The following is a 20,888-nucleotide window of genomic DNA, read 5'->3' on the forward strand; positions in this document are numbered from 1 at the left end:
GCTGCTGGTAAAATGCTGATTAAGCAACGTTGATGAAATTTCGGTAAAGATGGAAGCACGGCAGCGTCTCTGTCGTAATAAGAATAATGGATATCACTCAAATAAGAAGCCGGTGGGAGCAGCTATGGACACATATTATCGGTTCAGTGATTCCCGCTGGATTGTCTTGAATTCTGTATTAATCGGAAAGAACATCCATAGTGCGCAACCCTTCCGGCACCCTTCCACCCGAGAGTCATTTCGAAAAGAAAACCCAGAGGCCGTCAATGACACTAACAATACATCCAATTCAAACGTTAAATTTGATGAAACTTACATACACTCCGCCTCTGCCGGATTCTATATTACGACTCGTTTAACACAAACCTCTGATCCCGAGCGAGCCGATCTGCCACTGCCTGAATAGGAACAAAGAACAGCGGGCTGATAACGTATTCCAGGGTCCGTGCCCCGTGTGCACGATCATGCCCCGGAAATAAGAAAAACAGGACAAACCGGAGACTTTTTATGCTACATCAGGTCACTCGGATACTACTTTCAAGTGCCGCCATGCTGGCCACTTTCGCAATGCCAGCAGTCGCACAAGACATGCTCACTCTGGAAGAAGTGGTAGTTACCGCTCAGAAGCGCAAGCAGTCTGTACAGGATGTTCCCATCGCCATCTCCACACTCGACAAAGCGGCAATCGAACGCCAGCGTATTACCAATGTTACAGATATCAGCCAGCATGCGCCCAATGTAGAAATTGTCGACTCTCCCGCAAACACCACTGCCGCCACTATTGCTATTCGCGGCGCCTCACAAATCAGCCCGGCCATTACCTGGGAAAATTCGGTAGGCATTTACCTCGATGGCGTTTTCATGGGTAAGAACCTGGGAGCCATCTTCGACATCGCCGAACTGGAACGGGTTGAAGTGCTACGCGGCCCCCAGGGCACCCTATACGGCAAAAATACAGTGGGTGGCGCAGTGAACCTTATCACTCGTAAACCAAGCAACAAATTTGGTGGTTCCCTCACCGCCGAATTGGGCCACAAGGGCTATTGGTCCGGGCGCACGACGATAAACACACCCGACTGGCAGGGCTTGAAAAGCAGCCTGACGCTCTATCAGGCAAAGCGCGACGGCTTCGCTGACAACCGCCCAGACCAGCTTGGCAACCCGCTGGCGGCATCACCCTCCAGCGATGAATTTCACAACCTGGACGAGCAAGCCACGCGGCTGGCGTTGCAGTGGGACCTCAACGACAACCTGAGCGTCAACTACACCTTTGATCACAGCGATCAGGACAACAAACCTCGCTTTGGCCAGTTGACTCAGACCAGCAGCAACTCCTACCTCTACTCCGGCATGCAAGAGCCCTACCTCACCAAGGACGACGAGCGCGCCGACAAAGGCAGCAACGACTGGGCGATAGAGGAAACGTCGAAATCAACGGGCCACGCTCTTGACCTACAGTGGCGAGGTGACAGCTACACCTTGCGTTCCATCACGTCCTACCGGGAGCTGGATTGGGATGACACCATTGATATTGACGGCACTGCCATCGATATCTTCCACTCAAGCCGACACGTCGACTACAGCTCCCTCTCTCAGGAACTGCAATTGTCAGGCAGTCTGGATCAGCTGGATTACGTGGTCGGCGCTTACTATTTTGAAGAAGATGCAGACGTCTTGAATCCCATTACCTTCTTCGGCACCTTTGGCAGTCCAACCTCAAATAACCGCTATGGACTGGACACAGACTCTGTTGCACTCTATGGCCAACTGGATTGGCGTCCGGCAATGTTCGGCGACCGCCTGACGGTCACTACCGGCCTGCGCTGGACCGAAGAGAGGAAGGATCAATACATTGTCCACCCCGGTATGTTCGACGCGCAAGCGAATGACACCTTCGAAAACACTTCACCGTCGGTCGCGCTAAGCTGGGTCTTCACTGATGAAATCAACGGCTATGTACGCTATGCCAAGGGCTGGAAGTCAGGTGGCTTTAACGGCGAAGCTGCTGTGCCCGCCGAGTTCAATGAAGGCTACAACGATGAACAAGTCACCGCCTACGAAACGGGACTGAAATCGATGCTTCTGGACGGACGTCTACAGCTGAACGGCGCCATGTTCTACAACGAGTTCGACAATTTTCAGCTGTCGGTTTTTGAAGGTAAATTCGCTTCCTCTGTCATATTTAACGTACCGGAATACGAAACAAAGGGCGTGGAGGTCGAAGCGGTCGCGCTGGTCCATGAAAGCCTGCAATTGACTGTGGCTTATGGTTACCTCGATGCAGAGTACAAGAAGTTCCCCAGCGACTTCACTTACTTCGACAAAGACGATGCCGGCACACCCTACTCTCCTGAGAACTCTCTGACGCTCGGCATGGACTGGCGCATTGCCCAGACGGGCTTCGGCTTATGGTATCTGCGCATAGATTACAGCTACCGCGATGACTACGTGCCCTTCATTGACCCAGACCAGAACGCGGCATCGAAAATGCGTGATCGCGCACTGCTCAATGCGCGTCTGGCGATTAGCGAGATTAAGCTGGGTGACAGTGGCACTCTGCTAATTGCACTGTGGGGACAAAATCTCACCGACGAGGACTACCGTATTAACACTATCCCCTTTGGTGGTGTTGATCAGCGTATCGACCCCAATGGCGGCAGCGGTGTTGGCTGGACGACTAGTTACTTTGGTGATCCACGCACTTATGGCATAGAGGCTCGCTACAACTTCCAGGCAATTGATGATTGACTGAAAAGCCCAGAAATTGCTGGTTTTTTTTAAAGGGAAGAACAGCGACCATTGGGCAAGGCGTAAACTTAAAAACGTGCTGCAACTGTACCATGGGATTGAGTTGCGTCGGCGTCGCTCAGGCTCACAATATCAGCTACCTTATTCAAGATCTATTGACTGTGATTCACTCTCCTGCGTTTTATTAACATGGCGGATATATAGATTGGACTTCTGTATCGCAGGCCTGATTTTCTGAACTAAATACCTTACAGATTGCCTGAGCATTTGATTCACGCCTGTATTCCATCACCACCCTATATCCATCCGGTTAACCCCCTTTGGCTCCAATGGCTGTGTGCCCAAATTGGTTGATAAGAGGACTTGGTCAGCATTCACACTGTTGTTTATTATTTGTGATTGTATTTCCGAAATGCATTCGGTATTATCAAAAAATGCAAAAACTAAAGAATCAAGTCCCAAATTCAGTTGGTCGACCAAGAAGTATTAGTCGCCAGAAAATCATTGATGCCGCCTTACGTCTGGGTACCGACAAGATCACTATGAAACAGGTGGCTGACGAGTTAGGCGTTGGTATTGCGACGCTGTATAAGTATGTAGCGAATAGAGATGAATTGCAGCAATTGGTGGTAGACCAGTTATTGACCAATCTCGATTTACCTCAACGCGATGGGCATCACCGCAAAGAGTATATACGGAGTTTTTACCAGTCTTTACGCCAGGCAATGATCCGGCAGCCCAAGGTAATCAGCCAGTTAATGGAGGGAGGCTTTGGTGTTGAAACCAGTCAAAGGCTGAAATCAGGTTTTAACCGGGAAATCCTCCACGCAGGTATGTCTTCAGAGAATGCTGAACAGCTTTATGTAGCCGTGTGCCAGGCGTCTATCGGCGCGGCAGTTACAGAGTTGGAATTAGAGGCTCAAATACAAAGACGCGCTGGAATTTCAAACGGTAACGCACCCAGAAAAGCCGTAGCCGTAAATGCAGGGCATTTCTTGATTGATGCATTGCTCGAAAAGATTAATTCATCGTTAGAGTCTTAATTGTAGCTTAGACAATAGCGTTTTTTATGGCGGTCCAAGCCCCCGATCGCACTTCACAACACTAAACCAACAATAGGTGAAAGGTGAATATATGAAAGACCAGATTGTACAAACCTCCACTGAGCTCGAGCGCTGCCCATTTCCCATACCATACGGATGGTACGTGATAGAATTATCAGAAAATCTGGCGATGGGTGAGATTCAAAACATCGAAGCATTTGATCAGCAGTGGGTTATGTTTCGTGGCGAAGATGGCTCGGTGGGTGTAACTGACCCTATTTGCCCGCATCTTGGCGCACATTTAGGGCATGGTGGCAAAGTGGTCGGGAACAATATTCGCTGCCCTTTCCATCATTGGGAATATGACAATCAGGGCTGGTGTAAAAAAATTCCCTATGGAAAAGTGATGCCGGGTATTGCAAAGAAAAAGCCAATCTTGCGTTCCCTGCCCACTCAGGAACGATATGATTTGATATTTGTCTGGTATCACCCAAAAGGTGAAGAACCCATGTTTGAGGTGCCGACGATTCCAGAGCTTGAATCAGAAGGTTATATTCCGGTAAGGCACGGCCAGTGGGATATAGGGACCTGCCTGCAGGAGATCGGAGAGAACAGTGTTGATAACGCGCACTTAAAATTTTTACATGGATCACCAGTCATTCCGCCGGTAGAGGCGTCGATAGATGGACACAATTTTAACTTTGACATAGGTGGTGGATACATTGTTGGAAAATGTCATGGTGCCGGTATTCAAGAACTTCGCCATAATCAGCAGGGTGTTTCAATGCTGATGTTCTCTACCGGACTGCCGATAAACTCTGAACTGACGCGGACGCGAATGCACTTTACTTTTAAAGATTACCCCGAAGACTCACAAGAACGTAAAGTGGCCGAGACTCTATACCAACATTCGATTGGTGAAGCTGAAGGGAAAGATTCCGCCGGCTTTGAGTCAGTTGATATGCTTGTCTGGAATAATAAAAAATATCGGCCAGAACCATTGTTATGTGACGGTGACGGTCCCATTCGATTGTGGCGAAAATTCAGTCAACAATTTTATATCGATGCCTAGAGGTTGTAGATATTTAATCTCATTCACAACCGTCTGCAGTGATTATTCCTGCCTGCGAGATACCCAAGGTCGAAGGTTGGCTGGGCCAGCAGGCAGAGCCCGTTATCGCATTGTCTGCGCAAGGCATAAACTATACGCATGAGCAAATAAACAACGCGGATGTGATCGTCACTGACTTGCCTGCTGCGCAACAATTAGCTGGCAAAATCAACCAAGCTCCCATACCTGCACTGTTACTAGTGCAGGTATTGCGTGTGACAGAGGGCATGTCGATTGCGCAAAGTTTATTGATTGAATCCCTGGCTTATTCGACATTGCAGTCCGGGTGTGACTATCAAAATTGGCTTGCAGGGCGATCTGAGCCCCCAAAGAGAATTACTGACTCAAAAGGCGAACCCATTTTGTTGGAGCGCAGGAATGATATCGTTTATGCAAAATTAAATCGTCCCGAATTCCATAATGCTCTAACAGTTGAATTGCGTGATGCCTTATTAGAAGTGCTGACCTTGCTAGAAGTGGATACATCGATCATACGACTGGAAATGTGTGGACTTGGCCAATGTTTCAGCATTGGTGGCGCGTTAAAGGAATTTGGCTTGGCGGCTGACCCGGCAGCAGCGCATAGTATTCGTTGTAAAACCAACCCTGCGTACCTGTTTGCACGCAATAGTCATCGAATTCACTGCCACCTGCATGGCGCATGCATTGGTTCAGGAATTGAATTGCCCGCATTTTCGTGTCATTTAACCGCGAATACCAAGACTTTTTTTCAGTTGCCGGAATTGCGCTTTGGCTTAATGCCAGGTGCTGGTGGCTGTATTAGTATTGCCCGTAGAATAGGTCGTCACCGTACGGCTTTGTTGGCGCTGTCGGGCAAGAAGATCAATACAAAAAAGGCGCTGGAGTGGGGCTTAATCGACTCGATTGTTGATTGAAAGTAGTCCGTTTGTACAAACTGAATGAAATGTATGACCTTGCTAGAATAAACCTGAGTAAATAATTTGAGGATTTGTTATTACCACCTAAGCCAGATCTATCTTCAGTGGCCTTTCCATCACAGCCAGAGTACGGAAGCATCAGGCGATCTCCATAGCCCTACGGGGCAAATTGCGTACAAACGTTCTAGCTTGCACACCCTGGTGCCTCGGTAAAAAGCACCGACGGAATAACAGTATTGGCGGGTGCTTTTTCCCACTGATATTGAAGCGACCGTTTAGTTGTCCTTTTCATAAATGATCTGACCGCTGCTGATAGTTACACGGCAGTGTCGACTATTGAGATCGTTACGTACGAAATGCCAGGGCGCATCGAGCAAACACAGGTCAGCCTGTTCACCTATCTCGATGTGTCGGTATCGTCGCCCTGGAAGCTGTGGGCAACTGATAAACAGGTCCAGAGATTGTTCAGGCGTTAAGCGCTCTTGTGCACCCATTAAAACCCCACTACGGCTTTGCCGCCGCACTGCAGAATCCATTGAAATCCAGGGGTCGGCACTGCCAAAGGGTGCGTCGGAACCCGCCGCCAACGGCACCCCAGCAGATAGAAAGCTCTGCCCAAGGTACAGCCACTGTTGGTCGTCCTGCTCAACTTGCTCAAGATAGCGGTCACCTTGCTCCCGGAGAAAATGGTGCTGTGTGACGACGGATAACTCCAGCTCAGTGATACGTTGCATAAGCTCAGGGGGAACAACCCCGGCGTGCTCCAAGCGGTCCCCCTTCGATGTGCCGCATTCGCGCAGTACTGTGAGTGCAAACACTAACTCAGTTCGAGAAACACAGTGAACTGCAACCCTGCGGCCTTGTTGTCTGCTGACTCGAACCTGTTGACAAATATGGTCAAACTCCGGCAGCTTGGCCTCCAGTAGATGCAGCTTTAATTCAGCTGTTTTCAGCCGTGGGCTATAGCCAGCCTGAATTAAATTACTATCACCCATCATGCGCACTGATTGCTGCAACTCTCCGTTTAGTTGCGATTGCTGAAAGTAATCAAATTCATTAGTAGAGTTTCGTGGGCTGCAATCGGTGATGCCGGTTACGCCGAAACTGGCCAGTTTCTCGCTGGCAGGTTTGAATCCCGGCATTTTCTGCGAGAGTTGTGCGCTCAACCAGGCATCTTCTTCAAATAACCGGCCTGTATAACGACCTTTGATGATCTCGGCACCCTTCGGTATGGCCTGCGGGATAGCCAGTTTAGTTTGCTTTATCAGTCCAAGTTGGCGCAAAGCCAAGCTGTTCAGTACCCATAAGCGGCCACTGCGGTGCTGAATTCTGACCGGGTTATCGGGAACATGTTGATCCAACCAGTCGCGATCAATATCGCCAGCGAGATAGGGGTGATACCCATAGCCACGCAACCACTCGCCAGGACGTTGTTTGCCATACTGGCAGATTTGGTCAATAAGTTGCTGCCTGGTTTCAAGGGTCGGCGACCCACATGCTAGTGAAGTCAGAGAGCTTGCATAAGCACTTAGGTGGATATGATGATCATGTAAACCAGGTATTAAAGTTGCTCCCCTGGCGTCGATTATATTGATGCCACAAGGCTCAGGAAAGGGCGGAGTGATGTCCACAATTTTGCCACCCAAAATATGTACCGCACAACGCGATTCGCTCGCAATGTCGTTTTTCGAGTATCGATTTACATTGTCTATAATGAGCGCGGAATTCTTCATATAGCAGCGAGATTGGAATCATAAAAGTTTTTTACTAAGGTTGATTTTGGGTGCAGGTACAAGTGATTGTGTTTTCCGAGTTCAGCGGTGCCGCGCTGTGCTTTCAGTATTTTTGGTCTTGGGCGAGCAGGTATTTGCGCTAAATAACGCCTCCACGCTCGATAACGGCGGCGGTAGTCGTTATCTTGCGGTGCGGTGGCTGCAATACAGTGTCTAACAACATTGTACAGGGAGAGTTCAATGAGCTTGCCGCCCCCTGATCGCCAACCAGCCCAGCCTGCCAGAGCAGCGTGGAGCCCCGTAAGTGGGTCGGCGATGGCGTCACCACAAAAACGCCATGCTCCGCACACTTGATAGATAATATGGCTGAGGCCAGCGGCTACAGCCGTCTCGTCACCATAGCCCGGCCAGTTTTGTGCGGTCTTGCATCTACCATAGGCACTGATGCTAAGCCAAGTTAAGCCGGGGTTGCTTTCTAACAGGGCTTCAGCGTGGATTCCCATTTGTCGCAATGCTCTGGGTCTGGAAGCTTCTATAACAATATCCGCTTGTCTGATTAGGTTTTTCAGTTGTTGTTGTCCCTGATGGGTATCAAGTGCCAGACTGACGGAATGCTTACCTTGGTTAATCAATTGATAAAATTCAGCATTTCCCTGTCGTGCACCATCGGGGCGGGCAGTGCTCTCCACCTTTATAATATGGGCTCCAGCCTGTTGCCACAGGTATGAGCATAAGGGCCCCGCCCATAAAGATGACAAATCTATAATCAGGGGTGATTGTTTCGAGGGTTTTTGGTTAAATCCCTGCTCTTTAGTCTGAATAGCAAAGGGTATATGAAACCAGTTTGGTGTACTCGAATCTGATGCGAGTGCATCGGCAATCGTCAGGCCAAGTAAGCGGCCAGTATCTAGCAATTGTTTGGATGAAAAATGTTTTGCGTGCCGGCGCACAGATACCCAACTGGAAACTGACGATTCAGTGGAAAATAATGCCGCAAGGGCTTCCCAGTCCTGGTGACGAGCAAGATTAAGCGCGATTTGGCCATCTCGAGACGGTATTAAGTGGCAGCTTTTCCCAGCTGATTGTGTGCCCTTTGGCGTGAATCCAGTGAGTATTGAGCGACAGCCCAGTATTTTTGCGCCCTGTTCGGCAATCGGAGCTTGCAGACCTGATAAGACACAAAAGCATTTCATGGCAGCGATAGCACAACTGGCTAAAGGAACCGGACAAAGAGGTTCTGCTAGTGAACCATCCCTATAGTCGAGCAGCCCACTCGCTAACCAATCGTCAACGGGATGACTATCTGGTAAGTTGGATTCCCGGCGGACTACAACGCCAAAATTGGTTAGCAGTTGATTTGCGTAGGCTCCAGACACACCAGATAGAAACTGATCGATCAAAAAATTCCCAGGATAAAGTTTCATTATTTTGGTAGATTATTCTTTGTGCTTCGAGCGCCCTTGCTTCCAATGGGCCAGCTGACAGGCCAGTATTTCATTGCTGGATTCGTTGCGTGTTATCAGTCAGAAGCCGGAAGCGCTTCTGTCTGCTTTATTTGTAATAAGTTGTCCAGATTGGGGCCCAATGATAAACTCCCCAGGCCCGCTTTGGTACAAAGAGCTTCTATACTACCGTCACTATTGACATACCTTTTACCCATAAGTGTTCCAGCGGCAAATGGGGAGTCAAAATCAAGCTGGGTCGTGGGTGAGCCCATTGCATTCAATGCTTGCATGGCAATGCCTCCGCAACAAAGATCATGCTCACCCCTCCCTTTCACTAGCATGATCTGTGTCTCGCAAACAGCGCTTTTTAAACGTGTACCTGGTTTTAATACGATCATTCTTTGACGCTCCAAGCTTGATATCCCATGAAAATTGTATGAATTATAACTGCATCTGGTGTTGGATGATTCGAAGAAAAAGCAGCATATCTGATTGATTTGTGATTGCAACACAAGCCACCAACCAAAGGGTTAAGCCCCCATGGTAAAGCGTCACGTTATAGTTGCATAAAAAGTGGGTTTTTTCTACAAAAAAAGTACGATTTGCAGCGTCAAACCTATTAGTAAAGCGGGAGGGAAGAATACCCTTCTCCCAGGATCGTATGAAGCATGGATGCCGATTACGAGCGTACAAGGGTGTATTCACAGCGTGTCCTGGGAGAGGGAAATTCTTTCCTTATGAGCCGGTAGTATCTATCCGCTATGCTCCTGGTTCTTACCCACAGTACATTCCCGCTAAACTGTCGAGACACTCGTTAAAAAGCTAAAAACGAGATATTTTTTCATTAGGGGCTCCATAATATGCGCAATGACACAGTAGACACGCGCATAAATCTCTCCTTAATAGTCGTCGTCAGCGCGTATCATTCAGTCCCAATCCTGTATTTCAATCACATGAACCACCCCAAAACTCATGATATCATTGGCCGAATTGGGTAACTCCTTGCCTCCTTGAGCCAGATCAAGTACCCGAGCGTCATTAGAATCCCCCGGATAAAGCAACTTTCATTCTCTCAATTTTTCTTGTCTGATCGCCGAATTTTATTGCGTTAGCTACGTTTTTCCAGTCTGCCAGGCTTCAGTGATTGCTATTGCCACGGTAGAGACCCGGCGTAAGCACGACTTTGGTAGGGAAAGCGTGTGGCTACACGTGGAACAGACAACTCTGCTGAAATTCGTCTTACGCGCTGAACGCGATCCTGCGTGTGCATGGCTCGCTATTATTGTAATCCCTTGCAAGCTTCGCTTAACCAATGTCTGTAAGAAAGCGCTCCAGTGGGGCTCAGCTTCTGATAGTGATACAAAGCAACTGCGTAGATTCCGCTTCCCCGAGTCTTCTACACCCATCACTAACAGTACCGTGCAATCGACTCCGCTGCCGCCCTGACTTTGGCCATTTTCGAGTAGATAATCCCTGCACCTTGACTTTCATCAAGACCCACTGCAGGGCACTCTCAGAACGCATCCCCACCTTCAGCTGACTATTGGAGATTGCGTTACCTGTAGCTTCAGCTCGCGCACCGAGCATTACTACGTGGCCTTGATAGCTAATGCCATATTGACAATATCATCGAAACCGCAGAATAATAATGTGCTATTAACCCTACCAAAATGATGATTCTGAAACAGATTTATAATAGCGCCCAGCAAATAAAAGAAAGTTTGCCTCAAGGTAATTCAATAAAAATTCAATGGATAATACAATGATAAAAATAGTACTATTAAGTGCTTTCCTCATTACCAGTCACGGGCTCTCAGCATTGGAAATCAATCAACCATTACCCATGTCATCGGTTAACGACAAAGGTGAATTACTCATTAACAGAGAGCATGTTATTCGCTATCGCCCTTGGGATGTCAGTGCTTTAAGTGATGACAAAGCCAATCTTATTTTACATATGGCGGGTCGTAGTTCGGCCAATAAGTTGATTCAACCATTTACAGATCGCCTAACTGCCGAGAATATTGCAAGCGATAAACTCCACAGCACCACGATTATTAATTTAGACGACACTCTGTGGGGTACTCGTCACCTAGTGACCAGTAAGATCAAACATAATAAAATCAAGCACCCGAAAACGACGTTTGTATTGGATAATAACGGTAAAATCCGTTCGCAGTGGGGTTTAAAAAAAGAGAGCGCCGCGATTATCGTTCTCTCTGCCAGTGGCGAAGTCGTGTACCTGAAGCAAGGGAGACTACTGGATGAAGATATCGATCAAGCCCTAGCGGTGATTAAGCAGCAACTTTAATCCCATCAAGCGCAAACCCCTTGCCCAAGTCTAATTGGCAGTCGCTAAATTTAGGTCAGTCCTTTTACGTTCAACATCAGAAATAAATTTAGCGCAATACTCTCTTACTGTGAATGCAAGATAATTATAATTCTGACAACAGAACCTCGGACAACCAGGGTAGAACAATCTATCGGCACACTATTTTTTTGTAAATACTGAAACTTCCTGGTTTTCCAGTGGGTATACTTGAGTATTGAATGTGATGTGTAGATATTTTTCCAACATTTTTATACCAACCCCTGAAGTATATTAAGGGTACCTTTAAAAAAATTACTTATTAGTGCCCATAAACATCGAACAATGGAGGCACACGGCGATAAAATTAAGAAAAACTAGGTTTATTGAGATACCCTTGAGTATAAAAAACGCCGCAGGCACATACAGCCAACGACGCTCATTAGTTACTTAATTTTGTTACTCATTATGGAATAGTATAAGAAGCCTCGGGGAATGTGGCCAGCTCGCCTGAAAATTCACAGTCCGCCGCACCAGAAACACCAGGGAGTGTAGCATTGATGAAAGTCAGTATACCTGTAGCTTGATCAAAGGTACCGGTTAAATCACCAGAGCAGTCACCACCGATGGGGGCTTCAGCATAGACACTTTCTATAGTAACGATATTACTCGCCATACCTTCCATATTGAAGCTAGTTCCCATCGAAGGATCAATGTTTTTTAATATGACCCTGTTATTGCAAATATTTAGGAAGCCACCATAAACCACTAAATTATCAACAGTGGCATTTGAACCATCTAAAGTGACTTCCCCTGTTAGCTTGCAGGTCAATTCGATTATTCCTTTTTTCACCTCTAGACCATCAATATCATCCAGATTGCCATTGCCAGTAGGAGACCACGTCTCCGCATAAGCCTTCCCGACAAACAAACTGGCGAGGATAGATAAGAACACTGCGGTGCATATTTTATTCAAACGCATGATTTTTTTCCTTATTAGTTAAGTAAAATACTGCGGCACAACATCACGCTCCCGGTTAACTACTTCATTAACACAAGAGCGTAAATTCAGATCACCATCAACAAGCCTGAAAAAGAATTACTACCGGTTCGGAAGGAAAGAATACCCCTCTTCCAGGATGCACAGTGACTACATCCCTGTACGACCGTAATTGATAACCACGCCTCATACGATTCTGGGCGAAGGGTATTCTTCCCTCCTGCCCTACTGGTAGGCCAACACTCTGCCAGTTTAAAATGAATACAGTGGCACTGTGACCGGTTATGGTCCAAATACAGCTGCCGGCGTTTTTTAGTTACCAAAAGCTTTATATACGCTTAAGCCAATAATACGGGGGTCTAGGGTAAACACGTTAGTGCTAAGGCCAACATCATCGGCATTGGTAAAGGCATCGACGATAGGTGCATCGTCAAAGACATTTTTGACGTAAAGTTCCACCTGTAAATCCCACTCGGGTTGGACCAGCGTCGCCGAAACATTAAGATTGTCCCAATCCTCTAAACGGTCGTACTCGGTATTATAGACACGCGCATAGCTTTCTCCTTGATAGTAATAGTCGGCGCGTAGCCTTAAGTCCCAGTTCTGTATCCCAACAATATGCTCCATCCCAAAGTTGAAAGTATAGTTGGGTGAATTAGGCAGTTCGTTGCCGCTCAAATCGGCATCCCAGCCACGACCTTGATTGGGGGCATCGACAAGCGGATCGTAATTGTATTTGGGGTCAAGCACAAGACCACCACTCATGCCTGGACATAACGTGAAAAGATTCGCATGGGCATTTCCAAACGGATTATCCTTAAGATCGGAAAGGATTTCCTCAACCAATGCTGTGGGTGCGATACAACTTGAAGGTGATGCAAAAAAAGGACGTAACAGTATCCAGTCTTCATTTCCGTTGGTACGATTCATTACATCCACAGATTTTTCCCCTTTTCCGACACGAGTTTTCAAATAACCCAAAGCCGCATTAAATCGAGTATTCTGGGTAGCCTGCCATAGCGTTTCCAACTCTAAACCGAAAGACGTGGTATCGAAATTTTCGTTTATCGTAGAGCGATCAGAAATCCTTGCTATCTGGTAGTTTTTATAATCATAATAGAAAACTGTGGCATTGAGTGTCATTCTATTCTCTAACAAGCTATTTTTAGTCCCTAATTCAAACGCATTAACATATTCCGGGTCAAAAGTTTTCTTGGCCTCGCGGTATTGGGCTATTTCAGGATCAATACCTATTCGTGGCGGATTGGTACCACCGCCCTTGTAACCGCGGGCAACAGACAGATAGAACATCGTCTCGTCAGTAAAAGGGGTTTCTGTTTGCCAGTCTAATACTGCACGACCGGTAAATTCATCCCATCTTTGTACTACCTCAGGATCAGCTTCCAGGCCACGACGTACAGTACCACCAGTAATTACCTCATCCGTTTCACCATTAGGTCCAGCCATCAGTAACACTTGAGTTGGGTAAGGTGTCGTCGTCTTACTGTCTGCAGTATAGCGCACTCCGGTAGTGAGTTTAACATCCTCTGAAAGCTGCCAATAGAACTCACCGAATGCGGCATAGGAGCGGGTCGCAACGGCGTTTGGACCATAGAAGTAGTTATGCCCTTCTTCGTCTATATTATCTAGATCATTTTTATCCACATACATACAGGGGCCCTCAACTTCGTCAGTGCATTCTTCATCAAATTGATGCAAATAGAATTCGGCCATAGCATTATAGAGATTATTAAATAAGAAATAATCATCCGAGGTTTCGAAATCTAGATAGTTTACCCCTAAAGAGAAATTAACATTACCGTCGTAAGCCGATTGTATACGCAACTCATGGTTCCATTGTTCGCTATCAGACCGGCTTAAATCCACTGCCTCTATTCCACTGGAAGGGCCGAGCTGTGGATCCATATAGACCCCACCAGAGGTTGTCGGAAACTCCACTATATCAAGCACTCTGCCCCTTCTATCATAAACAACATCAGGCACTTCGGTAAAGATAGGGTTGGATTGATAACGACTATAATCCTGAATGCTCTGGTAATCATCTTTAGCATAAGTAGATTGAGTAAACAGCGTTAACGTATCAGCCAAAGCAAATTCCATATTTAACTGTATTAAATCGTTTTCCGCGTTAAACTTAGGATCGTAATTTGTCGCAATTTCGCGCAGATCCTTTGACTGATTAACGCCGCCATATGGCTTATTTCCATTAAACAACCTAAGTTGATTTCCATCTGCATCATATAGCCTTTGCGCACGGCCATTCTTATCAATACCCTTTAGTTCTACAGCAAGATTTAGCCAAGCATAATTCGCAAGCGTATCAGCGTTGGGCGCGCCATAGGCTTCATCCGCAAATAGAGAATCCGGCTTACAACCTTGAGTAAAGTGCAGTGCAATTTCATTATCATCAGGGATTTCTTGATTTCCAACACTAGCAGGCCCTTCATCCCGAGTGCAAAGTTGTTTGCCTGTACGGGAACGCTTATCATCTTCTTCAAAATGCTGCCAAATTAAATTTGCCCTCACTTTTTCCGTGGGTGTCCATTCAAAAATGACCCTTGTCGAAAATAGATCTCGGTCATTAACATCGTTGCCAGTAACGGTGTTGTAATCATAGCCATCACGTTTGGTCATCGCACCAGAAAAACGCGCAGCAAAGTTGTCTCCCAAAGGTAGATTGAACATGCCGCCAATGCGCCTGGTGTTGTGGCTTCCAACCTCCGATTTAATGTCGGCTTCGAATTCCTGTGTTGGAAACCGCGGTAACATATTTACCACACCGCCAGTGGCGTTGCGCCCATACAGGGTCCCCTGTGGGCCGCGTAGTACCTCTACCCGGTCCACATCAAAGAACTCTTGCTCGAATAGTCGATTACGCAGCATCGGTGTATTGTTAAAGCTCACTGCTACGGCGGGATCAGAACTGGCAGACAAGGACTTGGTACCGACGCCACGGATGGAAAAGTTGTATCTATTAAAATTACCTTTGGAGAAGGTGACATTAGGGGTTGCTCTTAATAATTCATCCCCGCGTTCAATCTTTAATTCTCCTAGTGCTTTGTCAGTAAGCGCGGTAACGGCGATAGGGACAGTTTGGATGTTCTCCTCTATTCTTTGCGAAGTGACGATTACCTCTTCCATGGCCATGTGTTTATTATTTATCTCTTCATTACTCTGAGCATTGACCGCGGCAGCACTCATTGCAAGATAAAATACAGTGGGGTTATACCAAGGAGATACGAAAGAACTGACCTTGTCACTCTCACGAATATAATTGATATTTAAATTTTGTGGTTTATGGAGTTTCCGCATCGTGATTTATCCTTATCTTTATACCTTTTATTATGCGCCATTATTCCCATTTAGTATCCAGAGACGTCCCTCCCCTAGTGAGACGCTGTAGCGGCGAATTAAATTAATTTGATTACCACTATATGGTAATTACATACCTTACATACTTTTTCTAACTTGCCATTTAAGCTATAAGTGTTTAAGTATTTTATTTTTTGAACTTAATAATCATTGCACTTGAATATATAAGAGTTGTCCAGACTTATCTAAGTGGTACTGACACAAGCATAAACTACTGGAAATACAAATAATATTTGTCTTTAAGGTGGACTGATTGTGCTAAAGATAAAGCCAATCACAAAAGACCAAATTAAATGAATTGAGTATTCTTTCTTCCTAATACATCATTGAAGATATGCCATTGGGAATCAATGGGTCAATAATATTTTCTCATAACTGCTTCCATCGGCTTCTTCTTTGACTAAGGACCACCCCCCTAATGTGATTAAACTGTATAATTTGAAAAGAGGTAATTTTTTAGCAAAGACCTGTTGTCCCGACTGCCATTTGCGAAACCAATGTAAATGGCCGCGAGATAAAGCGCTTTAATTTCTCAAGGCTCTGTTCAAACCGATCCCGAGAACCAGCCGTGCCAGATTCAGAAGATGACGGCGTGTAGTTGGTGTGAAGCCGCAGCCCGCGCGCAGCATACAGGGTGATTGTGGCGCACAGTGCATCCTGCCATCCATTCTCGCATAGCGACTGGCATGTGCCATCAAGGCAGATAGAGATTGACGATACGGGTGATTCGAGTTTGGAGCGTTCACGTTCAACGGTCTTAAAGACTTCAGCATTTAAATCAACGCCATCCGACCACTGTTTCATGTATAAACGAATCAGCCTCCGATTCGGATTGCCTTCGAGGTCATTCCCAGTTGATGGGGCAATCATTTTTGCCGGTCTCGTCGTTGCCCAACCCACAACACCGCTATTAAAATCAAGCATGGAGGATATAGATCTGCCGCCACTGCCCTGATAATCATGCCTATCAAGAGCTTTATGAAGACTGTCTTCTTCGGCAAGCAGGTTGCCTTTCCGGACAGAAATTTCAATCTGAATGGTTATAGTGGGGCTGTTACGAGAAATTTGAGCTGTGGTCATTGCAGTGTCGGACAGTTGATGACTGTTTTATTGTATTAATCAAAGAGAACACTCTAAAACCGGCAAAGGTCGAGGTTTTTTGTCTGTGGGCCCGGCCTTCCTTTGGTTGTTATGTGCTGCATTAATTTTGATGCATTAATACGATCATATGTCATTTTAGCAAAAATAGTGATACCAATCGTAAAATAGTTGCAAAATTTATACGAAAAGTGATATGGTTGTCAAAAGACGTATAAAACAACAGATAAGGATATTAGGAATAGAGTATGGCTGGAGTACTCGATAAAATTAAAATTCTCGACCTGTCGCAGGGCATTGCTGGCCCGATGGCCACTATGGTTTTATCTGACAATGGCGCGGAAGTTATCAAGATAGAAGGACCTGACGGCGATTCCAATCGAGAGTCACAGCTCGGATACCATGTATGGCAAAGAGGTAAACGTTGCGCCTGCTATGACCTAAGAAATTCTGTTGAGCTTGATCTGTTTTATCAATTGGTTAGGGGCGCAGATGTTTTGGTCGAGAGTTATTCGCCGGGTGTTGCCAAAAAATTGGGGGTGGATTTTGAGTCCTTGCAGCGGATTAACCCAGCATTAGTTGTCTGTTCTATCACAGGCTACGGGCGGGATACCCCTTATTCAGATCGCCCCGCTGTCGATGCGCTGGTTTCCGCCAAACTTGGCTTGCACTTTGAGCAACGTGGTCGTGTTGGCGCGCAATACCATGTAAAAGGGCATGAAGCGCCATTCGCAGACGTTCAATTTGCGCCTGATGGTGTGGTTGGTCCTCGTCATGAGGACCGCGATGGTCCGCTTTTTACGGGTACCTATTGGCCCAGTCTGGGCGCAGCTTACGCCGCTATGACTGGCATTAATGCGGCACTTTTAGTGCGCCAAAAAACGGGGGTTGGCCAGTGGGTTGAAACCAGTTTGATGCAGGGAGCACTGACGGCTGGAACACTGGCATACAGCTATGGAGAATTCCCTGATGCGCCGCATTTTTCCACATGGATCAATGATAGTCGCTCACCACGCGGAAATTTTGAATGTGCTGATGGCCGCTGGATAATTAATTGGGTGCCAAATCCCCGGTTTGTGCTTGGCGCTTCCCGTGGTAGCGCATTGGACCCAGCGCCGGATATGTCATCACGCAACGACCCGGATCGGATCATGCCTGCAATGGACGACATGTTGGTGCTTGACCACTATTATCCGCAGTTGGTAGAGGCTTTTAAGAAGTTCACTGCCGACGAGTGGGTCGCAGCAGGTGAGGTAGCCGGACAATGTATCCAAAAAATACGCTCACCAGAAGAAGCTTTAAGTGATGAGCTGTTTTTACAAGATGGCTGTGTGGCCAAAATTGACGATCCAACATACGGTGTTACACATCAGGTGGGTAACCTTTACTCTCTGGAAAACCATAAGGCATATGTAAAGCAGGGCTATGCGGCATCTGGACAGCATACTGAACAAGTACGGCAAGAGGCTGATGGGCAAACGCTGGCGACCGACCACTTTGGCAGTGCGTTGTTAAAGCAGCCGCTCGAGGGCGTTACCGTGATTGATTTGGGGCTGGCGATTGCAGGTCCGTTTGGCGCCCAGTTATTATCTGATCTGGGCGCACGCGTTATCAAGGTAAATGCCACTTACGATTGGTATTGGCATTCTAACGCAATCGCAATGTCGGCCAACCGCGGCAAAGATAGCATCGCCATTAATATGCGTGATCCCCAGGGTGTTGAAATTATCAAGCAGTTAATTTCCAAAGCCGATGTTGTGATTCACAATATGCGCTACAAGGCCGTTGAGAACAAAGGTCTGGATTACGCGTCCTTACGGGAGACCCATCCCAGGTTAATTTATTGCCATACACGAGGGTTTGAGAAGAGCCGCAGAGAAAATTTGCCAGGAAATGATCAAACTGGCTCAGCATTAACCGGAGTACAATGGGAAGATGGTGCCTGTGGTAACGGTGGAAGGCCCTATTGGAGCCTGACAACCCTTGGCGATACAGGCAACGGATATCTGGCAGCCAATGCTATTATCCAGGCGTTACTGGAGCGAGAGAAAACCGGCAAGGGGCAATTTGTGGATACGTCCATTATTAATGCCCACCTCTTTAATGCCTCGCATATTCTTGCGAAAGAAGACGGCAGCGCCGTGCAGCGACCTTATATGACACGCGATGCGCTGGGTTTTAGTGCAGGCTACCGTTTATACAAGACCCTGGATGATTATATTTGTATAGCACTCAGTGATGAACAACATTGGGAAAAGTTGTTCGTGCAGCTTGAAATTCCTGAATTAAACATCGATACACGTTTCGCCAGTATCCAGGCACGTCGCGAAAACGATCAGGCACTGACTGAAATACTCATGGAGCGTTTTCAAACTCGTAACGCCAAAGAGTGGTTTGACCGACTCGACAGTGCAGGTATTCCCTGCGAGATGGCCGACAACAAATTCAGCCGTGATATGTGGCGGAGTGATTCCTTCCTATTGGACCGCAACTGGCTGACATCCTTTCCACACCCGGTGGTTGGCAAGGTTGGTCAGGTCGGTGTTCCCTATGATTTTTCCGCAACCCCTGCGTTGGCAAAAAGTGGACCATTGATCGTCGGCGAGCAAACTCGAGAGATCCTCAGTGAATTGGGATATGACGAAGCAGGTCAGGCAGCGTTATTTGAGCAACAGGTTGTCTCGGATGAGTCCTCTTATATGTATCCACTGAAAATTCAGCAAGGCTAAGTATTTTATATCAAGTTATAACAAAGTGAGTGTCCTCTCTGAATAATACAATAAAATAACTATCAACTGCCTGATACTGCAATGAGCACAACACAAATTTCGCGTAACAGCCACACTATAACCATTCAGATTGAAGTTCCCATCCAGCAAGACAACCTGCTTGCCAGTGAAGAAGATCTTCAAAAAGCCCTTAATGAGGCAGGCAAGCGGGGTACCGCTGAGATTCTGACGCATTACGAGATACCAGGCCGTAAGCCTGTCATCGTCAATGGACGTAAGCTAACCTATAAGCATCAAGTGGCTAAATGTTATGAAACACCTTATGGGGCTGTCTCACTAAAAAGAGATGTGTATCAGGGCAGTGGTGGCGGTTCTACATTTTCACCGCTTGACTTTAATGCCAGAATTGTGGGTTCGGCAACACCGAAACTGGCCAAAATGGTGGCTTGGAAATACAGTAAAATGGCTGCCCCGGCTGTTGAGGAAGACCTGGCACTCAACCATAATCGAGATCTCGCTCGCTCATACATCAAGCGGTTGTCAGATGACGTTGGTTCTCTTGCTGAAACCTATAAGGGAACCGGGTATGAACTCCCCAAGCTGGATGTATCTGTATCTGCAATCTCTATCAGCCTTGATGGCACTTGCAAGCTACTGTGCGATGACGGATGGCGTGAAGCAATATGCGGCACAATTAGCTTGTATGATGATTCCGGACATCGGCTTCACACCATATACACGGCATCAGTCTCTGAAGATGACAGAGCGGGTTTTCTGGATCAGCTAGAACAGGAAATTGAGAAGGTCAAAGTGGTTTATCCTGAAGTCAAATACATTGGTATCACAGATGCTACTCGGGACAACTGGTCTTTTCTGAAAAAACATACCGCTTTTCGGATTTTAGATTTTTACCATTTATCTGAATACATTTCGAATGTCTCCTACGCCTTGTTTCCCAAAAATGAATCCCAGAGAAAAATATGGCTGGAGGAATGGCTGCACCGATTGAAACATAAGCAGGGCGCTGCCCGTCGGTTACTATGCTATTTGGAGTCAGCTGAGCTACCAAAAAAAACAATCTCACTCATTGAAAAGCATTATCAAGCGATCAGCTATCTAAAGGTTAATCATACGCTTATGCGTTATTCCCAAGCGGTCAAACAGAGCTGGCCAATAAGCTCGGGGGCCACAGAATCTGCCAGTAAAACACTGGTTAAACGGCGTTTATGTAATACCGGCATGAGGTGGAAGCATGGCAGTGCCGCTGCTGTATTAAGGATCAGAGCCCACACCCAAACAAGTGGCCGGTGGGAGCAATTATGGAAAAATATTATGGGCTCAGTGATTCCCGTTGGCATATCTTTAACTAAGTATTAATCGA

Annotated in this window: 14 protein-coding genes; 7 read left to right on the plus strand and 7 right to left on the minus strand. The window is 46.7% G+C overall.

Annotated features, from left to right (window positions below; all coding sequences use genetic code 11):
- Positions 1–507: 507 nt before the first annotated feature.
- The 4 genes from Q1A48_RS10625 to Q1A48_RS10640 all read left to right on the plus strand — a co-directional run bounded on the left by Q1A48_RS10625 (position 508) and on the right by Q1A48_RS10640 (position 5,798).
- Positions 508–2,748, plus strand: a complete 2,241-nt coding sequence (locus Q1A48_RS10625; RefSeq protein ID WP_299944533.1) for a TonB-dependent receptor — start codon at positions 508–510, stop codon at positions 2,746–2,748.
- Between the two features lie 434 nt (positions 2,749–3,182).
- Entirely contained in the window at positions 3,183–3,791 is a 609-nt protein-coding gene (locus Q1A48_RS10630) for a TetR/AcrR family transcriptional regulator (protein WP_299944535.1), read from the plus strand.
- Between the two features lie 91 nt (positions 3,792–3,882).
- On the plus strand, positions 3,883–4,863 hold the full coding sequence (locus Q1A48_RS10635; RefSeq protein ID WP_299944538.1) for a Rieske 2Fe-2S domain-containing protein: 981 nt from the start codon (positions 3,883–3,885) through the stop codon (positions 4,861–4,863).
- A 38-nt stretch (positions 4,864–4,901) separates the two neighbouring features.
- Complete coding sequence (locus tag Q1A48_RS10640) at positions 4,902–5,798, plus strand: enoyl-CoA hydratase/isomerase family protein (protein ID WP_299944540.1); 897 nt, start codon at positions 4,902–4,904, stop codon at positions 5,796–5,798.
- 278 nt (positions 5,799–6,076) lie between these two features.
- On the opposite strand, the gene Q1A48_RS10645 is transcribed toward Q1A48_RS10640, so the two are convergent.
- The 4 genes from Q1A48_RS10645 to Q1A48_RS21820 all read right to left on the minus strand — a co-directional run bounded on the left by Q1A48_RS10645 (position 6,077) and on the right by Q1A48_RS21820 (position 10,394).
- A complete protein-coding gene (locus Q1A48_RS10645; RefSeq protein ID WP_299944542.1) occupies positions 6,077–7,534 on the minus strand; it encodes an amidohydrolase family protein in 1,458 nt (485 codons plus the stop codon).
- Positions 7,531–8,958 (minus strand): CoA transferase, encoded by a 1,428-nt coding sequence (locus Q1A48_RS10650; RefSeq protein ID WP_299944544.1) that lies wholly within the window; start codon positions 8,956–8,958, stop codon positions 7,531–7,533. The genes Q1A48_RS10645 and Q1A48_RS10650 overlap by 4 nt, the downstream gene beginning before the upstream one ends.
- A 95-nt stretch (positions 8,959–9,053) precedes the next feature.
- Positions 9,054–9,377, minus strand: a complete 324-nt coding sequence (locus tag Q1A48_RS10655; RefSeq protein WP_299944546.1) for a hypothetical protein — start codon at positions 9,375–9,377, stop codon at positions 9,054–9,056.
- Between the two features lie 714 nt (positions 9,378–10,091).
- Positions 10,092–10,394, minus strand: coding sequence for a transposase (locus tag Q1A48_RS21820; RefSeq protein ID WP_366523403.1), 303 nt, complete (start codon positions 10,392–10,394; stop codon positions 10,092–10,094).
- 347 nt (positions 10,395–10,741) lie between these two features.
- Here Q1A48_RS21820 and Q1A48_RS10660 point away from each other — a divergent pair, with 347 nt between their 5' ends.
- Complete coding sequence (locus tag Q1A48_RS10660) at positions 10,742–11,290, plus strand: YtfJ family protein (RefSeq protein WP_299944548.1); 549 nt, start codon at positions 10,742–10,744, stop codon at positions 11,288–11,290.
- A 463-nt stretch (positions 11,291–11,753) separates the two neighbouring features.
- Here the strand turns inward: Q1A48_RS10660 and Q1A48_RS10665 are convergent, their stop codons facing one another.
- From Q1A48_RS10665 to Q1A48_RS10675, 3 genes are all read right to left on the minus strand, one after another.
- The gene (locus Q1A48_RS10665) at positions 11,754–12,269 is read right to left on the minus strand and encodes a hypothetical protein (RefSeq protein WP_299944550.1); all 516 of its coding nucleotides are present in this window, start codon (positions 12,267–12,269) and stop codon (positions 11,754–11,756) included.
- A 330-nt stretch (positions 12,270–12,599) separates the two neighbouring features.
- A complete protein-coding gene (locus Q1A48_RS10670; RefSeq protein ID WP_299944553.1) occupies positions 12,600–15,620 on the minus strand; it encodes a TonB-dependent receptor in 3,021 nt (1,006 codons plus the stop codon).
- A 516-nt stretch (positions 15,621–16,136) separates the two neighbouring features.
- Positions 16,137–16,760, minus strand: a complete 624-nt coding sequence (locus Q1A48_RS10675; RefSeq protein WP_299944555.1) for a hypothetical protein — start codon at positions 16,758–16,760, stop codon at positions 16,137–16,139.
- A gap of 266 nt (positions 16,761–17,026) precedes the next feature.
- Between Q1A48_RS10675 and Q1A48_RS10680 the strand changes: the two genes are divergently transcribed.
- Positions 17,027–19,507, plus strand: coding sequence for a CoA transferase (locus Q1A48_RS10680; RefSeq protein WP_299944557.1), 2,481 nt, complete (start codon positions 17,027–17,029; stop codon positions 19,505–19,507).
- 81 nt (positions 19,508–19,588) lie between these two features.
- Positions 19,589–20,884 (plus strand): ISKra4 family transposase, encoded by a 1,296-nt coding sequence (locus tag Q1A48_RS10685; RefSeq protein WP_299944559.1) that lies wholly within the window; start codon positions 19,589–19,591, stop codon positions 20,882–20,884.
- Positions 20,885–20,888: the final 4 nt, after the last annotated feature.

Source organism: uncultured Microbulbifer sp., assembly GCF_947489355.1.
Taxonomy (GTDB): Bacteria; Pseudomonadota; Gammaproteobacteria; order Pseudomonadales; family Cellvibrionaceae; genus Microbulbifer.